The organism is Yoonia maritima, from assembly GCF_043641945.1.
In the GTDB taxonomy this organism is placed as follows: Bacteria; Pseudomonadota; Alphaproteobacteria; order Rhodobacterales; family Rhodobacteraceae; genus Yoonia; species Yoonia maritima_B.
This window is the reverse complement of record NZ_JBHZRX010000001.1, coordinates 490,484-513,603: the sequence shown is the minus strand read 5'-3', so window position 1 is coordinate 513,603 and position 23,120 is coordinate 490,484. Positions and strand designations below refer to the sequence as shown.

General features: G+C 54.3%; 19 protein-coding genes. 11 read left to right on the top strand and 8 right to left on the bottom strand.

Annotated elements, in window-relative coordinates:
• The first annotated feature begins 107 nt into the window (after nucleotides 1-107).
• The 5 genes from rpiA (at nucleotide 108) to ACHUEV_RS02595 (ending at nucleotide 6,149) form a co-directional block, all read left to right on the top strand.
• On the top strand, nucleotides 108-896 hold the full coding sequence (gene rpiA, locus ACHUEV_RS02615; protein ID WP_394177506.1) for a ribose-5-phosphate isomerase RpiA: 789 nt from the start codon (nucleotides 108-110) through the stop codon (nucleotides 894-896).
• A 36-nt stretch (nucleotides 897-932) separates the two neighbouring features.
• On the top strand, nucleotides 933-2,369 hold the full coding sequence (locus ACHUEV_RS02610; protein WP_394177505.1) for an FAD-dependent oxidoreductase: 1,437 nt from the start codon (nucleotides 933-935) through the stop codon (nucleotides 2,367-2,369).
• A 78-nt stretch (nucleotides 2,370-2,447) separates the two neighbouring features.
• Nucleotides 2,448-3,596, top strand: a complete 1,149-nt coding sequence (gene hflK / locus ACHUEV_RS02605; RefSeq protein WP_394177504.1) for an FtsH protease activity modulator HflK — start codon at nucleotides 2,448-2,450, stop codon at nucleotides 3,594-3,596.
• Nucleotides 3,596-4,477 (top strand): protease modulator HflC, encoded by an 882-nt coding sequence (hflC, locus tag ACHUEV_RS02600; protein ID WP_394177503.1) that lies wholly within the window; start codon nucleotides 3,596-3,598, stop codon nucleotides 4,475-4,477. Before hflK ends, hflC begins: the two co-directional genes overlap by 1 nt.
• Before the next feature lie 178 nt (nucleotides 4,478-4,655).
• Nucleotides 4,656-6,149: a Do family serine endopeptidase gene (locus ACHUEV_RS02595; RefSeq protein WP_394177502.1), complete on the top strand. Its 1,494-nt coding sequence runs from the start codon at nucleotides 4,656-4,658 to the stop codon at nucleotides 6,147-6,149.
• 52 nt (nucleotides 6,150-6,201) lie between these two features.
• Here ACHUEV_RS02595 and ACHUEV_RS02590 read toward each other — a convergent pair whose 3' ends face one another.
• From ACHUEV_RS02590 to ACHUEV_RS02580, 3 genes are read right to left on the bottom strand one after another with little or no spacing between them, the layout of a single operon-like run.
• The gene (locus tag ACHUEV_RS02590) at nucleotides 6,202-6,585 is read right to left on the bottom strand and encodes a GFA family protein (protein ID WP_106356729.1); all 384 of its coding nucleotides are present in this window, start codon (nucleotides 6,583-6,585) and stop codon (nucleotides 6,202-6,204) included.
• A 3-nt stretch (nucleotides 6,586-6,588) separates the two neighbouring features.
• Nucleotides 6,589-8,676 (bottom strand): TRAP transporter permease, encoded by a 2,088-nt coding sequence (locus tag ACHUEV_RS02585; protein ID WP_394177501.1) that lies wholly within the window; start codon nucleotides 8,674-8,676, stop codon nucleotides 6,589-6,591.
• A gap of 53 nt (nucleotides 8,677-8,729) precedes the next feature.
• A complete protein-coding gene (locus ACHUEV_RS02580; protein WP_394177500.1) occupies nucleotides 8,730-9,731 on the bottom strand; it encodes a TAXI family TRAP transporter solute-binding subunit in 1,002 nt (333 codons plus the stop codon).
• A gap of 289 nt (nucleotides 9,732-10,020) precedes the next feature.
• Here ACHUEV_RS02580 and ACHUEV_RS02575 point away from each other — a divergent pair, with 289 nt between their 5' ends.
• Nucleotides 10,021-10,344, top strand: coding sequence for a 2Fe-2S iron-sulfur cluster-binding protein (locus ACHUEV_RS02575; RefSeq protein WP_106356736.1), 324 nt, complete (start codon nucleotides 10,021-10,023; stop codon nucleotides 10,342-10,344).
• Nucleotides 10,344-11,039, top strand: coding sequence for an FG-GAP repeat domain-containing protein (locus ACHUEV_RS02570; protein WP_394177499.1), 696 nt, complete (start codon nucleotides 10,344-10,346; stop codon nucleotides 11,037-11,039). The genes ACHUEV_RS02575 and ACHUEV_RS02570 overlap by 1 nt, the downstream gene beginning before the upstream one ends.
• Here ACHUEV_RS02570 and cobS read toward each other — a convergent pair.
• On the bottom strand, nucleotides 11,032-11,784 hold the full coding sequence (gene cobS / locus ACHUEV_RS02565; protein ID WP_394177498.1) for an adenosylcobinamide-GDP ribazoletransferase: 753 nt from the start codon (nucleotides 11,782-11,784) through the stop codon (nucleotides 11,032-11,034). The two genes, ACHUEV_RS02570 and cobS, sit on opposite strands and share 8 nt — an antisense overlap.
• Nucleotides 11,785-11,860: 76 nt before the next feature.
• Here cobS and cobT point away from each other — a divergent pair, with 76 nt between their 5' ends.
• Nucleotides 11,861-12,871: a nicotinate-nucleotide--dimethylbenzimidazole phosphoribosyltransferase gene (gene cobT / locus ACHUEV_RS02560; protein WP_394177497.1), complete on the top strand. Its 1,011-nt coding sequence runs from the start codon at nucleotides 11,861-11,863 to the stop codon at nucleotides 12,869-12,871.
• On the opposite strand, the gene ACHUEV_RS02555 is transcribed toward cobT, so the two are convergent.
• The 3 genes from ACHUEV_RS02555 to ACHUEV_RS02545 form a co-directional block, all read right to left on the bottom strand.
• Entirely contained in the window at nucleotides 12,868-14,742 is a 1,875-nt protein-coding gene (locus ACHUEV_RS02555; protein ID WP_394177496.1) for a monovalent cation:proton antiporter-2 (CPA2) family protein, read from the bottom strand. The genes cobT and ACHUEV_RS02555 overlap by 4 nt on opposite strands.
• A 95-nt stretch (nucleotides 14,743-14,837) precedes the next feature.
• Entirely contained in the window at nucleotides 14,838-17,414 is a 2,577-nt protein-coding gene (locus tag ACHUEV_RS02550) for a hypothetical protein (protein ID WP_394177495.1), read from the bottom strand.
• A 110-nt stretch (nucleotides 17,415-17,524) separates the two neighbouring features.
• Entirely contained in the window at nucleotides 17,525-18,817 is a 1,293-nt protein-coding gene (locus tag ACHUEV_RS02545) for an O-acetylhomoserine aminocarboxypropyltransferase/cysteine synthase family protein (protein ID WP_394177494.1), read from the bottom strand.
• A gap of 88 nt (nucleotides 18,818-18,905) precedes the next feature.
• On the opposite strand from ACHUEV_RS02545, the gene ACHUEV_RS02540 reads away from it, so the two are divergent.
• Nucleotides 18,906-19,322: a VOC family protein gene (locus ACHUEV_RS02540; protein ID WP_394177493.1), complete on the top strand. Its 417-nt coding sequence runs from the start codon at nucleotides 18,906-18,908 to the stop codon at nucleotides 19,320-19,322.
• 261 nt (nucleotides 19,323-19,583) lie between these two features.
• Complete coding sequence (locus tag ACHUEV_RS02535; RefSeq protein ID WP_394177492.1) at nucleotides 19,584-20,420, top strand: transferrin-binding protein-like solute binding protein; 837 nt, start codon at nucleotides 19,584-19,586, stop codon at nucleotides 20,418-20,420.
• Nucleotides 20,421-20,426: 6 nt separating this feature from the next.
• Here the strand turns inward: ACHUEV_RS02535 and ACHUEV_RS02530 are convergent, their stop codons facing one another.
• Nucleotides 20,427-21,428 (bottom strand): hypothetical protein, encoded by a 1,002-nt coding sequence (locus tag ACHUEV_RS02530; RefSeq protein WP_394177491.1) that lies wholly within the window; start codon nucleotides 21,426-21,428, stop codon nucleotides 20,427-20,429.
• A 377-nt stretch (nucleotides 21,429-21,805) separates the two neighbouring features.
• Here ACHUEV_RS02530 and ACHUEV_RS02525 point away from each other — a divergent pair, with 377 nt between their 5' ends.
• Nucleotides 21,806-23,113: an ABC transporter substrate-binding protein gene (locus ACHUEV_RS02525; RefSeq protein WP_394177490.1), complete on the top strand. Its 1,308-nt coding sequence runs from the start codon at nucleotides 21,806-21,808 to the stop codon at nucleotides 23,111-23,113.
• The last annotated feature ends 7 nt before the right edge of the window (nucleotides 23,114-23,120 follow it).

Below are 23,120 nucleotides of genomic sequence, written 5' to 3'. Positions count from 1 at the left end.
TTCTTTCGAAAAACGTATCAAGCCCAAGAATAATAACAGCAATTGGGGTCTCGCACCCTGTTCATATCTTGCCTATAAGTTCGCAGGACTTTTGGGGGAATGTTTAGATGGCTAGTGAATTGTCACCGATCGACAGGGCGAAATTTCTTGCGGCAAAGCAAGCGACGGAATACGTCGAATCCGGCATGAAGGTCGGTTTGGGAACCGGATCTACTGCTGCTTGGTTGGTACAGTGCTTGGGTGAAATGGTCCGTGAGGAAGGGCTCCGGATCAAAGGTGTTCCGACATCGACCCGCACAGCGAACCTTGCCCGTAAGGTTGGGATCGAAGTCATCACTTTGGATGATGCCAAATGGTTGGATCTAACCATCGATGGCACTGACGAATACGACAAAGATCTTACCCTGATCAAAGGCGGCGGTGGTGCGCATCTTCAAGAAAAAGTGGTTGCAACAGCAAGTGACCGGATGATTGTTATCGCTGATGCCAGCAAAAAAGTCGACACATTGGGCGCGTTCCCTCTGCCCGTCGAGGTGATCCCCTTTGGTGCGAAGATCACCAAAAAACTGATTGAAGAGACTTTGATCGGTATGGATGTGCTGGGCCGCGAAGTGACCCAACGGATGGATGGCGACAAACCGTTCATCTCGGACGAGGGTAATTTTATCTTTGACCTGCACCTGAAACGCATCGGTAACCCGTATCAGCTTAGCCTCGCGCTTAATCAAATTCCGGGCTTGGTTGAAAACGGGCTGTTCATAGATATCTGTGACGTTGTGATTGTTGGACACGGTGACGGGCGCGTTGATGTGCGTGACATTAGCAATGACACTGACGAGGTCGTGCGGTTTGATCTGCGCGACGATGACAATATTTTCACTGACTTGGACGAGTAAGTCTTTGATCAGCGCTGACACGGATGGAGCCTATAGATGACTTTTGACTATGACCTTTTTGTCATTGGTGGTGGCTCGGGCGGGGTGCGCGCAGGCCGCGTGGCCGCAGCAAACGGTGCCAAAGTCGCACTGGCAGAGGAATTCCGCATGGGGGGCACTTGTGTCATCCGTGGCTGTGTTCCCAAGAAATTGATGGTCTTCGCATCCGGTTATTCCGAGATGTTTGAAGACGCGCGTTCATACGGCTGGGACTTGGATGACGGTGATTTTGATTGGTCCCGCTTCCGTGGCAAATTGGATGCGGAACTTGAACGGCTTGAGGGCATTTACCGCAAGCTGTTGAAGGGATCGAATGTCGAAATTTTCGACGCCCGTGCAACGGTTAAAGATGCACATACCGTGACCCTCTCCACAGGTCAGGAAATCACAGCAAAGCAAATCTTGGTTGCGACAGGTGGACGTCCGGTTGTGCCTGACATGCCCGGCGCCGAACTTGGCATTACCTCGAACGAGATTTTCAATCTTGAAGAGCTGCCAAAATCGATCTTGATCGTGGGCGGTGGTTATATCGCATCTGAATTTGCGGGTATTTTGAACGGCTTGGGCGTTAAGGTAACGCAGTTCTACCGCGGTGCACAGATCCTTCGCGGTTTCGATGATGAGGCCCGTGGGCTAGTCGCGGAAGGGATGCGCGCCAAGGGCGTTGATTTGCATCTGGGCACAAATGTTGTCGAAATGCGGGCAGCGACCGAAAACGACCTGAAAGGTATTGACGGTGGTACGCTGATGGATGGAGGCAAACCTGCGCCGATGCCGGGCAAGGCCGCTGGTCATGGGATTTGGGTGAAGGCCACAAATGGTAACGAACAAGTCTATGATCAGGTGATGTTTGCGACCGGCCGCGCGCCAAATACTGATGGTATGGGTTTGGAAAACCTTGGCGTGGCGCTTGGTCGTAAAGGCGAGATCATCGTCGATGAATATAGCCAGACCAAGGTGCCGTCGATTTACGCAATCGGTGATGTGACTGATCGGGTTCAACTGACACCAGTCGCTATTCGCGAAGGCATGGCCTTTGTCGAAACCGTGTTTAAAGGTAATCCGACACCAGTTGATCATGACTTGATCCCATCTGCTGTCTTCACGCAGCCTGAATTGGGCACAGTTGGCCTAACCGAAGAACAAGCAGCCGAGCAAGGCCCGATCGAAGTATACTGTTCGTCGTTTAAACCGATGAACCATTCGTTCGCAGGGCGTGAAGATCGCGTATTGATGAAACTGATCGTCTGCGCCGACACCCGTAAGGTGCTTGGCTGTCACATCGTGTCAGATCACGCTGGCGAATTGATCCAACTTGTCGGCATTGCCGTAAAGATGGGGGCGACGAAAGAAGATTTTGATCGTACAGTAGCGGTCCATCCAACGATGGCAGAAGAGCTTGTTACGATGAAGGAACCTGTCCGGACTGCTTGATTTTGCAGGTTTGGGGCACACATGGCATTATGAAAACCCATCGTGATGGGTGAAGAATAAGGGAAGCTGAGACAGAACATGGCAGGAAATTCAGGTGGCCCGTGGGGCGGCGGCGGTAACAATGGCGGGGGCGGTGATGATGATCGCAACCGTGGTGGCGGACGCAAGCCAAGTAACGACGGTGCTGGCATCCCCGAAATCGATGAGCTGGTAAACAAAGGCCGCGAACAACTGCGCGTTCTGATGGGCGGTCGCAATGACAATCGTGGTAATCGTCCCACAAGCGGTGGCGGAAGCGATGGAGGACCCGAAATCACACGTGGCATGGTTGGTCTGGGCGTGTTTGGAGCCGTTGCGTTATGGGTACTTGCCTCTGTCTATACTGTGAAGCCCGAAGAACAAGCGGTTGAGCTTCTGTTCGGCAAACACCTTGAAACCAATGGAGAAGGTTTGAACTTTGCGCCATGGCCGCTGGTGAGCCATGAAATTCAAGCTGTCACAACTGAACGCAGTATCGATATCGGTACCAGCCGATCTGGTCTTGATGCTGGTCTGATGTTGACTGGCGATGAAAATATTGTCGATATCGACTTCCAAGTGGTTTGGAATATTTCAGATCTCGAACTTTATCTCTTTAACCTCGCTGATCCGCCGCAAACTATTGCAGCTGTCGCAGAGTCCGCAATGCGTGAAATTATTGCGCAGAGCCAGCTTGCACCAATCTTGAACCGTGACCGTGGGTCTATTGCCGAACGCTTGACTGATGAGATTCAACTGACACTGGATTCATATAACTCAGGTGTCAAAATCGTGCGTGTGAACTTTAACAAAGCTGATCCGCCTGAACCCGTGATCGCGTCTTTTCGTAAGGTGCAGGACGCAGAGCAGGAACGGGATAGGGTTCAAAACGTAGCTGACGCATATGCGAACCGGGTGGTCGCCGAAGCTCGTGGTGAAGCGGCTCAAATTCTTGAGCAAGCTGAAGGTTACCGGGCCCGAGTGGTTAATGAGGCGGAAGGTGAAGCCAGCCGTTTCTCCGCTGTCTTAGCGGAATATGAACGCGCACCGGAAGTGACGCGTAAGCGCCTATACCTTGAAACAATGGAACGTGTTTTGGGGGGGACTGATATCATTTTATTGGATGAGGGTGCCCAGGGAGGGTCGGGGGTCGTTCCGTACCTACCGTTGAATGAACTGCGCAGTAACAAAACTGGAGGCTCGAACTAATGAAGAAGTCAGCATTTATTCTGCCCGCCATAGCAGTGGCTATCATCGGTGTGATGTCGTCACTGTTCATCGTTGATGAGCGTCAAAAAGCTCTCGTTCTACAATTTGGTCAGATCGTTTCCGTTAAAACAGAGCCGGGCCTCTATATGAAAATTCCGGTGTTCCAAGATGTTGTTCGCTATGACGATCGTATCCTGAGCCGCGATCTCGATCCACTTGAAGTAACCCCTTCGGATGATCGCCGCCTCGTGGTCGATGCGTTCGCAAGATATCGGATTTCGGACGTTGAACAGTTCCGTCGTGCTGTTGGTGACGGTGCCGAAGCACGCGCTGCTGAACGTCTTGATGGTATTTTGCGAGACAAAACCCGCAATGTACTTGGGACGGTTGCGAGCAACGACATCCTATCAACGGACCGCGCGGCACTGATGTTGCGTATCCGTAATGATGCGATCCCAGAAGCACGGGGGCTGGGGCTCGAACTGATTGACGTGCGTCTCAAGCGCACAGATTTGCCACCGGAAAACCTCAACGCGACCTACGAACGGATGAAGGCGGAGCGGGAACGTGAAGCGGCCGATGAAATCGCACGTGGTAATGAAGCTGCGCTGCGTATCCAAGCGGGTGCCGACCGGACCGTGATCGAGCTCGTGTCTGATGCGGGACGCCAAAGTCAGATTACACAAGGTGAGGCAGATGCACGGCGCAACGAAATTTTTGCGAATGCCTTTGGCGCGAACCCAGAATTTTTCGAGTTTTATCGCTCGATGACCGCGTATGAACGGTCGTTGCAAACGGGTAATGCAACGATGGTTCTGTCGCCGGACAATGAGTTCTTTGAATATCTCAAGTCCGATACGGGCAACGCCGCGTCTGAATAATGTGACGCTATGAGCGCAAATTCAAAGGGCCAGCCATTGCGCTGGCCCTTTTCTTTCAGATTTATGTTAAAAGTTCACAGGCTGGTGAAATAGTTTGTGTTGAATGTTTTTGTTCCTACATAGAACAATGCAAAGACTGGGCGCCAGCGATGTGCGTCTTCTACCATAACAAGGAGTAATGCCCGTGGAATCAAAGGTAATCGCAATTCAGCAAGATCAGGGGCAAGCGCGCCGCTTGCTTATCGCGGGTTTTGCGGCACTGACATTGGCCGTGGCCTTTGTCCTTGCACAGGTTACAGCGACTTACGCACAAGAGCGTCCTCAGACGTTCGCTGAATTGGCTGAACAAGTAAGCCCATCAGTTGTAAACATTACGACTTCGACTGTGATCGCCGGCCGGACAGGTCCACAAGGTCTGCTGCCAGAAGGGTCACCGTTCGAAGATTTCTTTGATGATCTTGACCGTGGCCCGGGCCAAGGGCCGGGTGCCCGCCGTTCTTCGGCTTTGGGATCTGGTTTTGTTATCTCGGCTGACGGTTACATCGTCACTAACAATCACGTGATTGAAGGTGCTGATGAAATCTTGATCGAATTCTATCCTGGTGGCGAACCGGGCGTTCCTGCCGAACTGATCGGCACAGACCCAAACACTGACATCGCGGTTCTAAAGGTTGATCTTGAAAACCTGCCATACGTTGAATTCGGCGATAGCAACGCCGAAGGCGCACGCGTGGGCGATTGGGTTATGGCCGTGGGTAACCCGCTGGGGCAGGGGTTCTCTGTTTCGGCGGGTATCGTGTCGGCGCGCAACCGTTCGCTTCAGGGTACCTACGACGACTACATCCAGACTGATGCCGCGATTAACCGTGGTAACTCTGGTGGGCCGCTGTTCAACATGGATGGTCAGGTCGTTGGTGTGAACACAGCGATCCTATCACCTAATGGTGGTTCGATCGGTATCGGTTTTGCTATGTCCTCTGCAGTTGTCGAGAACGTTGTTGAGCAGCTTCAAGAATTCGGTGAAACTCGCCGTGGATGGTTGGGTGTCCGCATTCAAGATGTGACACCTGATATGATTGACGCGATCGATGGTCTTGATCTTGCTCGTGGTGCTTTGGTTACAGATGTGCCAGCTGGACCTGCCGAAGATGCCGGGATGCTGTCTGGCGACGTGATCGTTAACTTTGATGGTATTGCAATCGAGGACACTCGTGAACTCGTGCGCATTGTTGGCAACTCGCCTGTTGGCAAAGAAGTCCCTGTCGAAGTTCTGCGCAATGGCGACATGGAGCAACTGACTGTTGTTCTAGGACGTCGTGAAACATCAGAGGCGGTGGCTTTCCCCGCTTCGGGTGAAGCTGAAGAAGCACCTGAATCTTCGGATGTCTTGGGTCTTGCATTGTCAGAAATCACCCCAGAGCTGACAGAGCAATACGGCCTGAACGTAGAGACTGGGCTTGTCATCACAGCGATCGACCCAACTTCGGAAGCTGCTTCAAAAGGTCTGCTAGAAGGTGACGTGATCACCGAAGCTGGCCAGCAGGCGGTAACTACGGTTGCTGACCTTGAGGGCCGCATCCAAGAAGCCAAAGATGGCGGTCGCAAGTCGCTATTGATGCTCGTGCGTCGTGGCGGTGACCCGCGCTTTGTGGCGCTTCCACTCGAAGACTAATTCGATCAAAAGTTACAAAAAGGGCGGGCTGCTTCGTGCGGCCCGCCCTTTTTTATGTCTGGTTCTGCGGCAACCCATCACCGATATCGTAATAGTCGCCTTTTTCACTGACATAGATATGCATCGACAGCTTCATTTGTGTGGGCTGATCTAGGGCACCCATCGCCACTGACGTCCAATCGCGAAACACCGGGTCCCAGAAAAGAGTTGATCCGCAAGTATCACAAAACCCACGACGTACCTTTTCAGATGACTGGTACCAAACGATATGGTCATTGCCTTCAATTGTCAGGGCATCGCGGGGTACGTCGATAGACGCCCAGTAGTGCCCAGATTGTTTGCGACAACTTGTGCAGTGGCAGGCATTGCCCGTTGATACATCCGCGTTGATCGTGAAGGAAATCGCGCCGCACATGCAGCTTCCTTGATGTGCCATATCTTAGACCTCTTGCGTAATCCCCTGACGGTTCCAGACGAGCATCCCAATGACAAACACCGCCGCCATGAGGTGGACCCAGACAGGTGCAGGCCAAATGCAAGCCGCACCAGCAATCAACAGCACTGCGCGAAGGGGCGTGTTAATGGGCTGTTCCATGCATCCTTGCAGCGCGGCAGCGATCGCATAGATGCCGACAACGCCAAACGCAAAGATCACGATCATCGCGGCCCAGTCGCCAGACAGGAATGGTGTGTAGGCGATCATCAGTGGTACGATGTACAGCCCCTTTGCAAGCTTCCAACTGGCGAAACCAGTGGCCATGGCTGGTGCCTTGGCGATAGCCGCAGCCGTAAACGCCGCAAGCGCAACAGGCGGTGTCACGTTGCTGTCCTGTGACAGCCAAAAGATGATCATATGTGCGGACAACAGGGCTGCCATTGCAACCTCTTGCGGCACAACGAGATCACGCAACGGGGCTGCCACCTCAAGTGGAAGGGTTTTGATAATCTCTGCGGCCTCTGCGCTGGTCAAGTGTCCGGCCAAAACGGACGGATCGGGGATGCCGAACATCAAGATCGCGTTGCCCGCGTCGCCCAAGGTACCTGCGGCCAAAGCCTCGATCACAAAGCGGTCGCTAATCATGCCGGCTAGGGCAGGGGCCGATAGGGTCGCGAGAACGATGTAGGCTGCTGTCACGGGCAGCCCCATGCCCAAAACAAGGCTCGCGATTGCGATCAGGACGATTGCGATCAATAGATTGCCGCCAGCCCATTTCGCGATCATCAAGCTAAAGGTGTTGCCGATGCCCGCTGTGGCAATGACGTTCACAACAAGGCCCACAGCACAAAGCAGTACAGCCGTCATGATCATGCCCTTGGTGCCCATGATCATCGCCTCGATGACGGCGCGTGGGGTCATTGGGTTCTGGGTCAGCCAGCTAGATCCGATCACTGCGAGGATACCAAAGACCGCGGCATAGGCTGGGGTAAACCCGGCAACCAGCATTCCGATCAATCCACCGATGGGGATAACGAAGCTCGCACCACCTTTGGCAAATGCAGAACCAAGCGTCTCTCCATCGCTTTCCATTGGCTTGAGGCCGAGACGGCGCGCTTCGATCCGGACAAAAAAGGTGACCGACAGGAAGTAGAGCAAGGCGGGCAGGGCAGCGACTGCGACGATTGTTTCGTATGGAATTTGGGTGAAGCTCGCCATGACAAATGCGCCAGCACCCATGATCGGCGGCATAAGCTGGCCACCGGTGGATGCAGCTGCTTCTACACCACCCGCGAATTTGGGTGGAAAGCCTGCTTTCTTCATCAATGGGATCGTGATCACGCCGGTGGACGCGGTGTTAGCGACCGCCGATCCAGAAATTGTTCCGGTCAATCCGGACGCGATCACCGCAACAATGCCGGGACCGCCGACCATACGGCCAGCGACCGCACGGGCGAGGTTGATCACGAAATCGCCAGCGCCAGACCGCAGTAAGAATGCGCCAAAAATGATAAATAGGAACACATAGGTCGATGAAATCCGGGCAATGGTTCCGAACATCGCATCATCGCCATAGATCGACCGAAATGCGATGGATTCCCATGAAAGGCCCGGGAATGAAAAGACGCCGCCGATGTATTTGCCCCAAAACCCAATGTAGCTGAGCGAAAGGACGATCAAAATCGGGATGACCCAACCTGTCAGCCGCCGGGTCAGTTCAATTGCGCCGACAATACATAGGCCAGCCGCAACCCAATCAAGTGCGATAAACTTTACGCCTCTGTCGTAGATGCCGTCTTCTGCATAAGGCAGATAGATTGCTGAAGCCGCGATCAAAACACCAAAGCACAGGTCAAACGCCAACATGCCCCGACTGCGCGTTGCCCCAGATATCGCCGGATGCAAAACTGCGGCCAAAAAGGCAAAGCCGGCAAAGTGATAGGCATTGCGCTGTGTCTCGGAAATGATCGGATCGAAGGCGACATAGATGTGCCCGGCAGCGATCAAGAAACATAAGACAGATAAGGCAATGTTGGGCAGGCCATCAAAGGCACGCTGCGCCAAGCCTTCGGCGGGGCGTTCATCGGACATGAGAATTCCTTAGATGCAAAAAGGCCCGCAGTAATCTGCGGGCCAAAATTGGCTTAGTTCGCGATCAGGCGGTCAGGGATATCAACCCCAACTTCTTGGTAGTAGCGCACAGCACCGGGGTGCAGCGGCACAGGCAGACCTGCAATCGCAGATTCGATTGCCATCACTTTGGTTGCCGGGTGGATCGCCTGCAGGAATGGCAGGTTCTCGTAGATCGCTTTGGTGATCTGATAGACGTTTTCCTCTGGCAGATCAGCGTGCGTCGCAAGGAAGTTTGGCTGCGCGATTGTGTTCACGTCTGCCTCTTGGCCCGGGTAAGTACCCGCTGGGATCACATATGGTGTCCACAGTTCACGACCACCGTCAGCAGCTGCCAGTTCTTCAGCCGTGAAGGATAGCATTGTGACGTTGTCACCTGCTGCGGCCATCAATTGGCTGATCGCACCTGTTGGTACGCCCGCAGGTGTGCCGATGCCCTTAACCTGTCCGTTTTGCAGGGCCTCGGCTGATGGGCCGTAGCCGCCGTAAACCAGTTCGTAGTCAGTGTTGATATCAACACCAAGACCAGAAAGCAGCGCCGCGTTTGAACCGATAGTGCCCGAGTTTTGGTTGCCAAAGGCCATTGCTTCGCCCTTGAGCGCAACCAAATCGGCCATCGTGCCGGTCGTAGCCGCGTCAGATGAGATCACGAATTGTTCGACGTTTTGCCAAAGCATTGTGACCGAACGCAGGTGTTCTTGAGGGCCGGATTCCTCTAGTGGGCCCGTGCCGGATGCTGCGTAATAACCGTATAGGCCCTGAAGGATCGCAAACTGCGCTTCGCCTTCGCGGATCAAACGCACGTTTTCGCCCGAACCCGCAGAGCTGATCGCGGACATACCGATCTTTTCTTTTGGCTCTAGCTTAACCTTCACAAGTGTCGAAAGCGCTACGCCTACAGGGTAGTAGGTACCGCCAGTCGAGGCTGTCGCCAGAATATAGCTGGCTTCTTCAGCTTGGGCAGCTGGGGCTGCCAGCACAAAACCTGCCGCAACAGCGGCCTTAAAAAATGTCATGGTGTCTCCTCCCAAAGATATCGTTACCGCCGACAGGGTCAGCGTACCCAATAAAGAAACTATTTCGCCGACCAAGGGGCAAGGCGTTTGTTCTGAATTTGGATAACTAAATGTTTTTTTAAGAATAATTTTGCGGTACCGATGCTTCGATGGGCGTGATGTGTGGAAAATCGCACAATCTGTGGCGCAACGTTTTGGATAATACCTTTGTGATTAGCGCTGGCCCCGCGTTTGCAGGTGATTTACTAATGCTTGAAACACACGAGAAAGCACGAAGGATCATAGCAAGATGGCCAAGATTACCTATGTCGAACACAGTGGCAAAGAACACGTCGTGGATGTTGCCAATGGGCTGACCGTCATGGAAGGTGCCCGCGACAACGGTATCCCAGGGATCGAGGCTGACTGCGGCGGCGCATGTGCCTGTTCGACCTGCCATGTTTATATCGACGATGCGTGGGTTGATAAGCTTCCTGCCAAAGACGGTATGGAAGAAGACATGCTTGATTTCGCTTACGAACCAGATCCAGTGAAATCCCGCCTGACCTGCCAGATCAAAGTCACTGACGCGCTCGAAGGTTTGCGCGTTCAGATGCCAGAAAAGCAAATCTGATGCGGCTTTGCGCACTTGCTTTGGCTATGTGGCCTGCGGTTGCAGGTGCGCAGACGATTGCTTCGGCGGAATTTGTCGAACCCACCACACGCTATGATCACGGTATCTTAGGCGATGCTGTTGAATGGGGCGGGTTGAGGTTTACCGCGGATGGTACGACTTACCAAATCACGTTGCCAGAAACGCATGTATTCGAAGACTTTGAGCCACGGCTTTGGGATTTGAACAGTGATGGCGCCCCAGAGATGGTGGTGATCGAAACTGACATGGCGCGCGGTGCCGCGCTGGCTGTCTATGGGCCGGAAGGCAAAATCGCCCAAACGCCTTATATCGGTCGTACGCATCGGTGGCTTGCTCCGATCGGAGCAGCAGACTTGGATGGCGATGGTGCGATTGAGATCGCTTATATTGACCGTCCTCATTTAGCGAAAACGCTACGTATTTGGCGTTTCTCTGATGGCGTGTTGTCCCATGTTCTTGATGTGCCGGGACTGACAAATCACCGGATCGGTGAGGACAACATTGCAGGCGGCATACGTGACTGTGGGCAGGGGCCCGAGATGATTACGGCCAACGCCGATTGGACCCGACTGATTGCAACGACATTTGTTGATGGCCGTGCGCAGACACGCGACATCGGTACACACGAAGGTCGCACGTCCTTTGCTGCTGCTATGGCCTGCGATCCTAGCTGAGTATAACCAGTAGCAACAAAATCTCGGTGATTTGCTGGGTGGCCCCTAGGATGTCACCGGTCTGCCCCCCAATTTTTCGCTGGGCAATCATACCGCAAATCAGAACAGCGATTGCTGCGGCGAATATCAGGCTGATCTGTCCACATAGCACCGTAATGAGGGCCGATATCCCAACGGCAACCCATGCGGTTGGTGCAGATGGTCGGCCCACGCTTTGGCTTAGCCCGCTTTCACGCGCGTTTGTCATGGTCGTCATCAAAACAACCATTCCACCACGGCTGAGTACCGCGATAGCAATCAGGCCTGTCCAGTGGATTTCCAACACGATCAGTGCGCTGATGCCCATCCAGCGGATCAACAGCGAGAGCGCTAATGCCAGTACACCATAGACCCCGATACTGCTGTCTTTCATGATCTCAAGCCGCCGCGCGCGGTCCCAGCCGCCCCAAAGCCCGTCTGCGCTATCGGCAAGCCCATCTTCGTGCATAGCGCCTGTGACAATTGCACCGATGGCCAGCACAAGCGCAGCAACAATGCCAACAGGTAGGCCAACCCATGACAAGACACTGGCTGACGCGGCCAAGATTACCCCAATTACAAGCCCAGCCAGTGGATAAGCCCAAGCTGCCGCCTCACCGCGTTCCATTGCGCGTTCTTGTGGAACGGGAATTGGTAGTCTGGTCAACAACCCGATCGCTGCGGGCAGATCGATAGCTTCAATCAGTTTGACGTCGCGATTGTCCAAAAGGATGCCCCTTGTAGCCTTTTCATTACCTGTCTGATCGTTAGACATAACCAACGATTCACGCAACGAGGTCACGATGCAAGCGCCCTTCACCACACTTTCCGAATTTCGCGAAACCTTGGCGAAAGCGCCAGTCACTGACGACACTGCTGTTCAAGCGGCTCAAGAACGGAACGGTCAGCTGACCAAACCGCCCGGCGCGTTAGGACAGCTAGAGGATATCGCGATTTGGTACGCCGGATGGCGCGGTAACCCGCAGCCACAGATTAACGCGCCGCAAGTCGTGATTTTTGCTGGCAATCATGGCGTTTGTGCGCAAGGCGTGTCGGCCTTCCCGCCAGAGGTGACCGTGCAGATGGTCGCGAATTTCGAAAATGGCGGGGCGGCGATCAACCAGCTGTCCAAGGCGTTTGGCGCAAAGATGGACGTCCACGCATTATCGCTTGAAACGCCGACCGCTGACTTTACCCAAGCCCCAGCAATGACCGAGGCTGAAGTCGTGACCGCACTGAGAATCGGTTGGGAGGCTGTTGATCCTGCCAGCGACCTTTTGGTCACGGGCGAAATGGGGATTGGTAATACCACTTCGGCTTCTGCGGTTGCAGCGGCTGTGCTGGGTGGCGATGCTGCCGATTGGACCGGGCGCGGAACGGGCGTTGATGACGCGGGCCTTGCGCGCAAGACCGAGGTCGTCGCGAAAGGGCTTGTGCTTCATGCGACGGATGATCCGCTAGAGGCATTGCGCTGCCTTGGCGGTCGTGAACTTGCCGCGATGGCAGGGGCAATTGCGGCCGCACGACACCATCGCATTCCAGTCATCCTTGATGGTTTCATTTGTTGTGCTGCTGCTGCGACGTTGGCAAAGGCGGCGGATGGCGCGTTGGATCACGCAATTGCGGGTCACCAAAGCGCTGAGGGCGCGCATGCGCGTTTGCTCGCCGCGCTGGATAAGAAGCCATTGCTGCAATTGGGCCTGCGTCTCGGCGAAGGGTCCGGCGCCGCGCTCGCAATTGGTGTTCTGAAGGGCGCGATTGCCTGCCATTCAGGCATGGCAACCTTTGCCGAAGCCGGCGTGAGCGAAGGCTAGGTCTTTTTGTTTTCGTTGGCCTGTTGGCGTGTGGCCAACGCGGTCTCTAGATCGTTGTTAAGCGCACGCGAACGCGCCACGTAATCGGGCAAATCGGCAACCGGCACGCCCGGTTGCCACAGATCCGCAAGTTCGCGCATGGCTTTCCGGTCGTGCTGATAGAACGTCTGCTCGGCCTCAGCGGCCTCAAATTCGGTCAGGCCAAGGTTTTCCAAGGCATAACGACCTGCACGCAGCGAGCTATCAAACATCTCACGCACGATGTCATTGGCACCTGCAGCGTATAGTTCGTAGACATGCACACGGTCACGCGCACGGGCAACGATATGCAGGTCAGGGCGGGCCTTGCGGGCATAGGCAACCAGCTTGGTCGCAGAGGCTTTGTCGTCGATGGCGACAACCAGCACCTTGGCTTCTTCTAGTCCAGCAGCGCTAAGTAGATCAGGCCGGGTAGGGTCGCCAAAGAAACCGCGAAAGCCGAACTTGCGCATCATCTGGACGGTCTGAAGATTGCTGTCGATCACGACAGTTGAAAACCCGGCGCTTTGAACAAGGCGGTTCACGATTTGCCCAAAACGACCGATGCCTGCAATAATCACAGTGCCTTTTTCGTCGACTTCATCATGTTCAGGATCGTCAGTCTCGCCCATACGGCGGCTTAGCAGGTCGTAGATGATGAACAGCAGCGGCGTGATGAGCATTGACAGCGCGATCACCAGCAAAAGCCGCCCGGCTAGCCCGTCTGACAAGACACCCTGTTGCGAGGAAAACGAAACCAAGACAAAACCGAATTCACCTGCCTGCGCCAGCCCAAGCGTGAAAAGCCACTGGTCCTTACCTTTGAGCCGGAACACGCGGCCCAATCCGTATAGGATCACACCTTTGATCAGCATGACGCCAGCTGTCAGAGCAAGAATGTAGAGCGGGTCAGCAAAGAAAAGGTCAAAGTTGATGCCCGCGCCGACCGTGATAAAAAACAACCCAAGCAACAGGCCTTTGAAAGGCTCAAGATCGCTTTCTAGCTCGTGCCGGAACTCAGAGTTGGCAAGGACAACACCTGCTAAAAACGTGCCCAACGCGGGCGACAGACCCACCATGCCCATAAGCACCGCAATGGATACCACCAACAGCAGCGCGAATGCAGTGTACATTTCGCGAAGGCGTGCGTGATGGATATAGCGAAACAACGGGCGGATCAGGAATATCCCCGCCAGAATGATCGTAATCACCGCACCAAGGGTTACCAGCGTGACGCCCCATCCTGGAAGACCGTCGACAAGGCTCATCGTGCCGTGGCCGTCATGCGCGTCATCGCTAATGCGTTGCATCGACCCATCAGGTGCAAGCCGCAGAAGGGCCGGCGTCGCAAGCAGCGGCAATAGTGCAAGCATCGGGATAACCGCGATATCTTGGGTCAAAAGAACAGAAAATGCTGATCGCCCACCGCCCGTCTGCATTAGCTTTTTTTCGGTCAGCGTTTGCAGAACGATAGCTGTGGAAGACAGGGCAAATATCATACCGATCGCAAGCGAAACGGTCCAATCGTATCCCATGATCATGCTGACAGTCATGACCGCTAGCATCGTCAACATGACCTGCATGCCGCCCAGCCCAACAAGCCGCTTGCGCATATCCCACAGGGCGCGAGGCTCAAGCTCTAGCCCGATGAGGAATAGCATCATGACGACGCCAAATTCAGCGAAGTGCTGAATGTCTTGGGCCTCGGTCCCGACTAATCCTGTGATCGGGCCAATGACGATCCCGGCAAGTAGATAGCCTAGTACAGAGCCAAGCCCCAAACGTGCGGCGAAGGGCACAGCGATCACTGCCGCACCAAGATAGATCGTGGCCTGAAGGAGAAAATTTTCCATGGTTTCAGATATGGATATCCGATGTCTGATGCGCAACGCGTGACAAAGTCACATACGCGATTAATAGATTGATCAATTGAAAGAACAGTGTGGGCTTAATCACCCGGCAGTTCCAGCACCAGTGTGCGACCGCGTTTGACGTAGTTCAATACACCGTTGCCAATTGCCGTAACCTGTCCACCATCAAGACTGCTGCCGACTTCAACATGTTGGTAACGTCCGTTGCCCAATCGTACGAGAGCACGGGGGGAATTCGGACGCCCGTAAATCCCAATCAAGTTGAGGTCGCGCAGACGAATGGCCCCGTCCTGAGTCGCTGCACGCGCAACGCCACCTGGAACGGGTGCGTAATTTTGCGGTGCAACGGATGCGGCTGCTGGTGGTGCAGCGGCGGGCGCCGGTGCGGGTTGCGTGGCCTGCCGTTGCCGCGCTGCAGTGACCACACGATCAAAGTTGCGGGGGCGTGTTGTAGGTCGCAAAGAAGTCGCGACAGCCTGTGGTGTAGCATCGACGAACGGCTGTGCTGCGCTTTCTGCAATTACTTCTTCAAGGATCGAAGTGATATCCGGTGTACTGAGGTCAGGTGTTGGCGATAGCGGAACCAGCCCTTCGGGCCGCGCCCGCGGGCGTACCGTATTGTCAGGGGCTGCACTCGCGATCAGGCTTTCGGTATCGCCCGTAAGTGCATCTAAGCCAACTGCGCCAGCTGACGGCGCGTCGGATGTTTCGTCGGGTTCAGGAAGTGCGGCGTCTTCTGGACGGACGGGCGGCACGACATCTGGCCGCCCCGCAATCACCACGACACCATCTGGGGCGTCGGCCGTCAGTGCCATTTGCGCAAGCTCTTCTTCTGAAAGCTCAGGACGAACGCGCACATTCAAATCGGGCAGCCCAGCGTAGACGACAGCGCCTTGCGGCGTAAGCGTACCCTCGGCCGTAGGGATGATGTGGCCGTTTTCGTCAACTTCGAACACCACGTCAGGTGCTGGCGGGTTCACTGGCGCGATAAAGCTAAGGTCGGTTTCGACGCCCCCCACCGACGGTGCCCCCGGCTGCGCCAAACGATCAGGCGCTGCGACAGAGGCAGGAATGTCAACTTCTGCTGCGTGAACGATACGCGGAGTATCAAAGAACCGCGGTGCACGTTGCCAAACGCCTGTTGCATCATATGCCGCCTGTGCCTCAGCCGGGCTAAGGACGCGACCCGGTGTTGCAGATGACGCGACCTGAGCAGGTTTTTCGCGTGGCGGTGGTGGTGTGGTGGTAAAGACTGTTGGCGGCGTTCCGACTGTGCTGCGGATCACCGCGACCGGCACTGTGGGTGTAATAAACGCGTTTAGCTGTGCCGGGATGTTGGTTTCACTGGTGTTCACGCTCGCCTGTGCGATGCCAGCAATGGTCAGATCTGGCGCCGTAGGGGCAACATCCGACAGTGGCGCTTCAGCTACGACAACTTCGGGAGCTTCTTCAGCTACGGTCTCTGGGGCCTCAGCAATTGTGGTGCTTGGCGAAACATCAGTCGCTTCTAGAACGACAGTTTCTGACACAGGTGTGGCAATAGGGGCGTCATCTACTTGGGCCCAAGCGAATAGTGCAACCGCTGCAACGCTCGCCGCGATCCCGCCTGCAATGAAGAAAGGCTTTTTCGTGCTATTCGCGGCGGGTTGTGTTGTCTGCGATTTGGTTGCGCTGATGGCTGCACCAAGATTAGGCGCAGATGCAGTAGCCGAGAAAGCGCGCAGCACTGGCTTTCTCGCTTTGGCAACAGGGGCATGGTACTCAGCGATTATCGGGTTCAACCCGCTGATATCGGCAAGCACAGGGTTCTCGGGGATCACTGATGCGCGCGGTGCCTCAACTGTTTCCGGCACGATTACGTCCGGCAATTCAGGCATAGGTGCGTGGAATTCGGGCAAGATGCGGTCGATCCAGACGATGTTTTCTGCGACAGGGGCGGCTTGTTGTTCGAGCGCTATCTCAGGTTCGGTAACTTCTTCAATTTCAGCAGCAGGTTCCGGCGCTTCGGTCGCCTGTTCGTCTATGATTGATGCCAAAGCTGCGGCAAGATCAAATCCTTCACTTTCTTGGACCATCTCATCTGGTAGCGGATCCATGATCAGCAATCTGGATTTTACCCGCGTTCCGACTTTCATTACCGGAAGGATGTCACGATCTACTGTGACGTCTGCACCCAAGATGTCTGACGCAACTGACGTCGCGCCAAAGAAAACCTCTTTCTGAAAAGTGAACGGTTCCGGGACAGCGACAAAGGCAACCGGATTGAATTGATGCGCGCTGGCAAAGCTTTCGGCCTCTTGCAGCGTTTCACGGGCAACCGCTGCGACATGGGTCCGACCGCCGGAACGTTCGTAATCGACAACGAGATCGTCCAGATCATAAGGCGTCGCACCGTCAAGGGCGGCATGAATATCATCAAGATTGGTCTGAGTGCTGTCGATGGCCAGATATTTAATCTGGTCCATAGGTATCACAAGCTTGCAATACAGGCCGCTTGGTTCCAGCTTCAGCGCCTTGGCGCGTAACTCTGCTAGGACGGTATCAAGGTTCTCATCTTCAACATCAGCCGTGCCGACACGTTTCCAACCACGCGTGACACGATGCAAAAGTTCAATACCTTCGAAGGAAAGGGATAGCGCGAAATTTGTCGTCATGTGCCGCATCTAGCATATTGGTGTTACCGGCAAAACGCGTTTTGCCCCCGCAACCAAAGCCTATAGCAGAAACCCGCCCACGCCAAGGGCACGGACGGGTTTGTGATCTGTCAGCTTGTCGCCGCCGAAAGCGCCTGATCTAGGTCCGCGATCAGGTCGTTCGCGTCCTCGATCCCAATGGACAGGCGCACGATGTTTGGCCCTGCGCCGGCGGCTTCTTGTTGTTCAGGGGACAGCTGTCGGTGAGTGGTACTGGCAGAGTGAATAATCAGGCTGCGCGTGTCGCCAAGGTTTGCCACATGACTAAAGATTTCCAGACTATCAACGAGTTTGACGCAGGCGTCATACCCACCTTTAACGGCCACAGTGAACAGTGCGCCTGCACCTTTGGGGCAAATCTTTGGGACCAATCCAGCATAGCGTGATGACGCAAGCCCTGCATAAGTCACGTAATCGACACGCGGATCGGCCTCGAGCCATTTTGCGATGGTTTGGGCGTTTTGCACATGGCGGTCCATCCGAAGCGAAAGCGTTTCAATCCCCATCAGCGTATAATGGGCCGCTTGGGGGTTCATCGTCATGCCAAGGTCGCGCAATCCAACTGCGATCCCATGAAAGGTAAACGCGAGCGGGCCAAACGTCTCGGCGAATGTTGTGCCATGATAGGCCGGCTCGGGCGCGGATAGGGACGGGAACTTGTCATTGGCAGACCAGTCAAATTTCCCGCTGTCCACGACACAACCACCCGTGACGGTCCCGTTGCCAGTTAGGTATTTGGTTGTCGAATGCACGACCAATGTCGCGCCATGTTCGATGGGGCGGCACAGGTATGGGGTCGCTGATGTATTGTCGACGATCAGCGGTACGCCCGCGTCATCGGTAATCGCAGAAATCGCATCAAGATCAGAAATATGCCCGCCGGGGTTCGCGATCGTTTCGCAGAACACCGCACGCGTATCGTCGTCAATAGCGGCTTTCACAGCAGCATGGTCATCAAAGTCAACGAATTTCGCGGACCATCCGAAACGTTTGATTGTCTGGCTGAACTGCGTAACCGTGCCGCCATAAAGGCGGCTGGATGCCACGATGTTACGCCCCGGCTGCATGAGCGGAAACAACGCCATAATTTGAGCTGCATGACCTGATGAACAACAAACGGCACCTGCACCGCCTTCTAATGTGGCAATGCGTTCCTGAAGTGCGGCCACTGTCGGGTTGGTCAGGCGGGAATAAATATATCCCACTTCCTGCAGGTTAAACAAAGCCGCTGCATGCTCTGCGTCGCGGAACACATATGCAGTGGTCTGATAAATCGGAACTTGTCGTGCTCCGGTCGCAGGGTCGGGGCGGGCGCCCGCGTGAACCTGAAGCGTGTCGAACCCTAAATTGGGACCATCAGTCATTGTCTCTCTCCCTATGAAAATTCATATTGAAAAACTGTAGGTGGACTGCTGGGTTTGCTCAATAGATATCAGATGAAGGACCGTACCAATGCTTGTTCCGTTTCACTTTGCCTTTCACGTGACAGATCTGGATGTCGCTCGCGAATTCTATGGTGACGCGCTAGGCGCGACCGAAGGACGCTCAACCGACACCTGGGTCGATTTTGATTTCTTCGGTCATCAGCTTAGCCTGCATTTGGGCGAACCGTTCCCTAACGCCGCGACAGGCAAGGTCGGCGACCACATGGTGCCAATGCCGCATTTCGGTGTCGTTTTGCCATTAGATGCATGGAACACATTGGCCGGACGGCTGGAAGAGCGGCAAACTGATTTCATCATCGCCCCGTCCGTGCGGTTCAAAGGCGAACCGGGCGAACAATGGACAATGTTCTTCCGGGACCCATCCGGCAACCCAATTGAGGTAAAGGGGTTTGCAGAGGTGAGTGGGGTATTCGCGAAACAGTAAGCTCTAAGCGTGCGCTCCCCTAATTTCGCTATCAGCAGCACCTGTCACAGATCGCGTGTTGGGCGAGTGACGTATTAGCCTTGATGCCGTGTTTTGTTGCAATATGACGCTGGCTGATATGTGCCCAAACCGGCGTGCTTACTGTGGTGAAAGATACAAGAACGCGCATCGCATCAAGTTGCTGCCCAAGTTGGAACATATTTTCGTTTATTTTAGCAATTTTACAGATTGCAGACTTAAAGCGTTTTATTGGAGTAGATTATGATCAAGCAGGTCTTTTGCGTATCCGGCTTATTAGCCGCTGTTTCAGCTTGTGGTGGTGGTTCTGGTGGGGCAGGTGCGGGTGACTCTGTGACCTCATACGAACCTGCATTTGCCACGTCTGCCACAGATACGATCGCCACTAATGCTTCGACGACCGGCGTGAGCGGGATCGTTGCGTTTAGCGATGTCATAGGGGGAACGACTCGCCTTGGCTCAGTCAAAGTCAGGTTAAGTGAGGACCGATCAACAGCATATGTGTCGGTTGCTGGTGGAAGCGAAAAGCAGTTGAGCCTGACTTCCTCGAGTGGCACCTTGTATAGCTATAACGCTGGGGTTGAGTATCTGATTATCAATGTTGATGGATCGACGGTTGGAAATATTAATTACGGCAAGGGCACATTGAATACGATGGGTGCGGTCGGCTTAGAAACCCCCATTGCCAATCTGCCGACATCCGGAACCGCGCGATATAGCGGATTATATGCGGGTCACGCCCTTGGCCCAGATCAGATCGGAGCAAGCGAAAGCTTAGCCGGAACAATCTACATGGATGTCGATTTTGACAGTAATGACGTGAGTGGTGCTCTTGGTATAGAGCCGCTGACGTCGATTGAGACTGGCGATCTCGTCGGCGAGATTGACGGCACTCTAAACGGCAACGGGCTTTCCGGGGGTGTTACACTGACTGGTGGTGACTACAGTGGCACTATCTCTTTTGGTGCAAAATTTATGGGTTATGATGGAGCCGAAATCTCTGGCGCAGCGGCTGGTGCCGCGACCCTTGATAGTGATGGTTCAGATCGTAACATTGCAGTGTCGTTTGAGTTGGAATGAGGCTCCTTAGCGCATCCAGAATCCAGCTGACTTGATCTTGTTGCGTAGTGATTTTTCTTGGCGCGGCAGGTTGTTTTGGTCGAACATCGCTCGCACTTTTTGGCCGCGGCCCTGATAGATCATGCGCTTGAATGGGTCATATTGCTTTAGGATTTTCTTAACTTTGTTGGGGGCTGCGATTGCTTCTAAAGCGGCGACTGCTGCGTCGCTTTCGCGCGCATAGAATAGTGGCAGCACCCGGTAGTGGCAGCTAATGTTGCCGTCCAGACTATCGAGTTCAGGGCCGGGGCGTCCTCCGCCGAAAGAGTGGATGACAAGCGGCAGTACGATTTGGTCCAACCACGGGTCTAGTGGTTGGATCACCAGTTCTTCGGGCGGGTTGTCGCGGACAGATACTGCATATTCGGTAAAGCGTTCGCCGAAGGCGACCGGGTCGGCCCCGTAGAACCATCCTGCGTTAAAGTATAAATACCGCTCCCAATATTCATCTGGTTGGGACGTATCGAGGCTGCTTTCGAAATCCAGATCAAAGCGATCATAAAGCGATTTCCATATAGCGGTGTACCCGGGCCAATATAGTTCCTCCACTGGCCATGTGCCTTCGCGTTGCATTGATGCTGCGGGTCGATCAAAGTCAAAGGGCAGGGCGCTAATGTCGCCAATGATAATTGTGTCGGTATCGAAGAAGATGAAAGGCTCGCCTTCTGGCATCGCCTTTAGTGCTTCGATTTTGTTACCGTAAGGGTAGGACGATCCGAAGTGCTCTGATGTGAATGGCCGAACCTCTGCACCCATCGTAACAAGCGCGCCTTTTACATCACCTGGCATGCGTGGGTCATTATCCCAACGCGGTCCCGGCTGTGGTTCAGCGACGATGAGCTTGCCCGCAAAGTCGGGTGAATACTGTTTCAGCGACGCTGCAAATAGAACTGCTTCGTAGGCCAGTCGGCCGGACTGGCCGATGATGACGATGTTGAAGTCTTTCTTCGTATCCGGCTTGCGCGTCATTGGTGATCCATTCGAATTTGCGACCTTGCGACGGTCCTATACCGTTCTTTGACAATGAGGCAACAATGCAGGCTTGTCGCGTTGCTGCCTTTGATTGAAAAAGTTAATGCAAGCTCAACTATTAATGTTAGAAAACTATCATCAAGGATTCGCTCAGGCTGCTTGGATGTGCTATTCTGCAGCTGCGGCGAAATGTACGAATATTATGCTGCGACTGCGAAGGTCATACTTTCCGTTCACTAAATTCGAGATTTCGCGGTATTTAGCTACGTTTCGTATATCAACTTGTTAAAAACGTATAGGATGAGATCGTAATCATCCGGCAGTCTTGTGGAACGCGTTGCCAAAGCAACCCGTCGACTTTTTGGGAGGAAAATATGAATACTCTTCGTAACACTGCGCTGGGGCTGACCCTGGGCGTAGCCGGTGCCTCTATGGCTTTCGCCGGTGAACTAACCATCGCGACTGTGAACAACGGTCACATGATTGAAATGCAGAAGCTGACACCTGCATTCGAAGCTGCAAACCCTGGCATCACCGTGAACTGGGTTACTTTGGACGAGGGCACACTGCGTAGCCGCGTTACAACGGACATCACCACCAAAGGTGGCCAGTTCGACATCATGACAATCGGCATGTACGAGGCTCCAATCTGGGGCGAGCGTGGCTGGCTGCAAGCGCTGGAATTCTCTGACGCATATGACGTTGAAGATATCCTGCCCGCAATGCGCAACGGTCTGAGCCACGACGGCACGCTATACGCTGCTCCGTTCTACGGCGAATCTTCGATGATCATGTATCGCAAAGACCTGCTGGACGCTGCTGGCATGGAAATGCCTGACAACCCAAGCTGGGGTCACATCCAAGACGCTGCTGCGGCAATGACTGACAAAGACAATGGCGTTTACGGCATCTGTCTGCGCGGCAAGCCGGGCTGGGGCGACAACATGGCGTTCCTGTCTACAATGGCGAACTCTTTCGGCGCACAGTGGTTCAACGAAGATTGGACACCTGCACTGGATAGCCCAGCATGGAACCACGCTGTAAACTTCTACGTTGACCTGCTCAACAACTACGGCCCTCCAGGTTCTTCTGGTAACTCGTTCAACGAAATCCTTGCCCTGATCAACGAAGGTAAATGCGGCATGTGGATCGATGCGACTATCGCAGCGTCCTTCGTGTCCAACCCTGAGCAGTCTCAGGTTGCTGACGTGATCGCATTCGCACAGTCGCCACAAGCGGTGACAACACGTGGTGCGAACTGGCTGTGGGCATGGGCATTGGCTGTACCAGCAGGTACAAACCAAGCTGAAGACGCACAGAAGTTCATCGAATGGGCGACTTCAAAAGAGTACATTGAGCTGGTTGCTGAAACCAACGGTTGGGGTGCTGTTCCAACAGGTACACGTCAGTCAACATACGACAACTCGAACTTCACAGACGCTGCTGTATTCGCAGAAGCTGAGCTGAAGGCGATCCTGTCGGCTGACCCTGAGAACTCTACACAGAACCCATCACCTTACACAGGCGTACAGTTCGCTGCGATCCCAGAGTTCCAAGCAATTGGTACGGCTGTTGGTCAACAAATGACTGCTGCACTGGCTGGTGACATCACCGTAGAGGAAGCTCTTGAAGCTGCTCAAGAAGCTGCTGACCGCGAAATGCGCAAGGCTGGCTACTACTAAATTCCTC

What these genes read in the sequence shown, in the direction of transcription:
- ACHUEV_RS02610 (WP_394177505.1), top strand. Translation starts at nt 933, where the DNA reads ATGACTTTTGACTATGACCTTTTTGTCATTGGTGGTGGCTCGGGCGGG.
- rpiA (WP_394177506.1), top strand. Translation starts at nt 108, where the DNA reads ATGGCTAGTGAATTGTCACCGATCGACAGGGCGAAATTTCTTGCGGCA.
- ACHUEV_RS02540 (WP_394177493.1), top strand. Translation starts at nt 18,906, where the DNA reads ATGCTTGTTCCGTTTCACTTTGCCTTTCACGTGACAGATCTGGATGTC.
- ACHUEV_RS02580 (WP_394177500.1), bottom strand. Translation starts at nt 9,731, where the DNA reads ATGACATTTTTTAAGGCCGCTGTTGCGGCAGGTTTTGTGCTGGCAGCC.
- ACHUEV_RS02555 (WP_394177496.1), bottom strand. Translation starts at nt 14,742, where the DNA reads ATGGAAAATTTTCTCCTTCAGGCCACGATCTATCTTGGTGCGGCAGTG.
- cobT (WP_394177497.1), top strand. Translation starts at nt 11,861, where the DNA reads ATGCAAGCGCCCTTCACCACACTTTCCGAATTTCGCGAAACCTTGGCG.
- ACHUEV_RS02575 (WP_106356736.1), top strand. Translation starts at nt 10,021, where the DNA reads ATGGCCAAGATTACCTATGTCGAACACAGTGGCAAAGAACACGTCGTG.
- ACHUEV_RS02570 (WP_394177499.1), top strand. Translation starts at nt 10,344, where the DNA reads ATGCGGCTTTGCGCACTTGCTTTGGCTATGTGGCCTGCGGTTGCAGGT.
- ACHUEV_RS02550 (WP_394177495.1), bottom strand. Translation starts at nt 17,414, where the DNA reads ATGACGACAAATTTCGCGCTATCCCTTTCCTTCGAAGGTATTGAACTT.
- hflK (WP_394177504.1), top strand. Translation starts at nt 2,448, where the DNA reads ATGGCAGGAAATTCAGGTGGCCCGTGGGGCGGCGGCGGTAACAATGGC.
- ACHUEV_RS02595 (WP_394177502.1), top strand. Translation starts at nt 4,656, where the DNA reads ATGCCCGTGGAATCAAAGGTAATCGCAATTCAGCAAGATCAGGGGCAA.
- ACHUEV_RS02590 (WP_106356729.1), bottom strand. Translation starts at nt 6,585, where the DNA reads ATGGCACATCAAGGAAGCTGCATGTGCGGCGCGATTTCCTTCACGATC.
- ACHUEV_RS02525 (WP_394177490.1), top strand. Translation starts at nt 21,806, where the DNA reads ATGAATACTCTTCGTAACACTGCGCTGGGGCTGACCCTGGGCGTAGCC.
- ACHUEV_RS02530 (WP_394177491.1), bottom strand. Translation starts at nt 21,428, where the DNA reads ATGACGCGCAAGCCGGATACGAAGAAAGACTTCAACATCGTCATCATC.
- ACHUEV_RS02545 (WP_394177494.1), bottom strand. Translation starts at nt 18,817, where the DNA reads ATGACTGATGGTCCCAATTTAGGGTTCGACACGCTTCAGGTTCACGCG.
- hflC (WP_394177503.1), top strand. Translation starts at nt 3,596, where the DNA reads ATGAAGAAGTCAGCATTTATTCTGCCCGCCATAGCAGTGGCTATCATC.
- ACHUEV_RS02585 (WP_394177501.1), bottom strand. Translation starts at nt 8,676, where the DNA reads ATGTCCGATGAACGCCCCGCCGAAGGCTTGGCGCAGCGTGCCTTTGAT.
- ACHUEV_RS02535 (WP_394177492.1), top strand. Translation starts at nt 19,584, where the DNA reads ATGATCAAGCAGGTCTTTTGCGTATCCGGCTTATTAGCCGCTGTTTCA.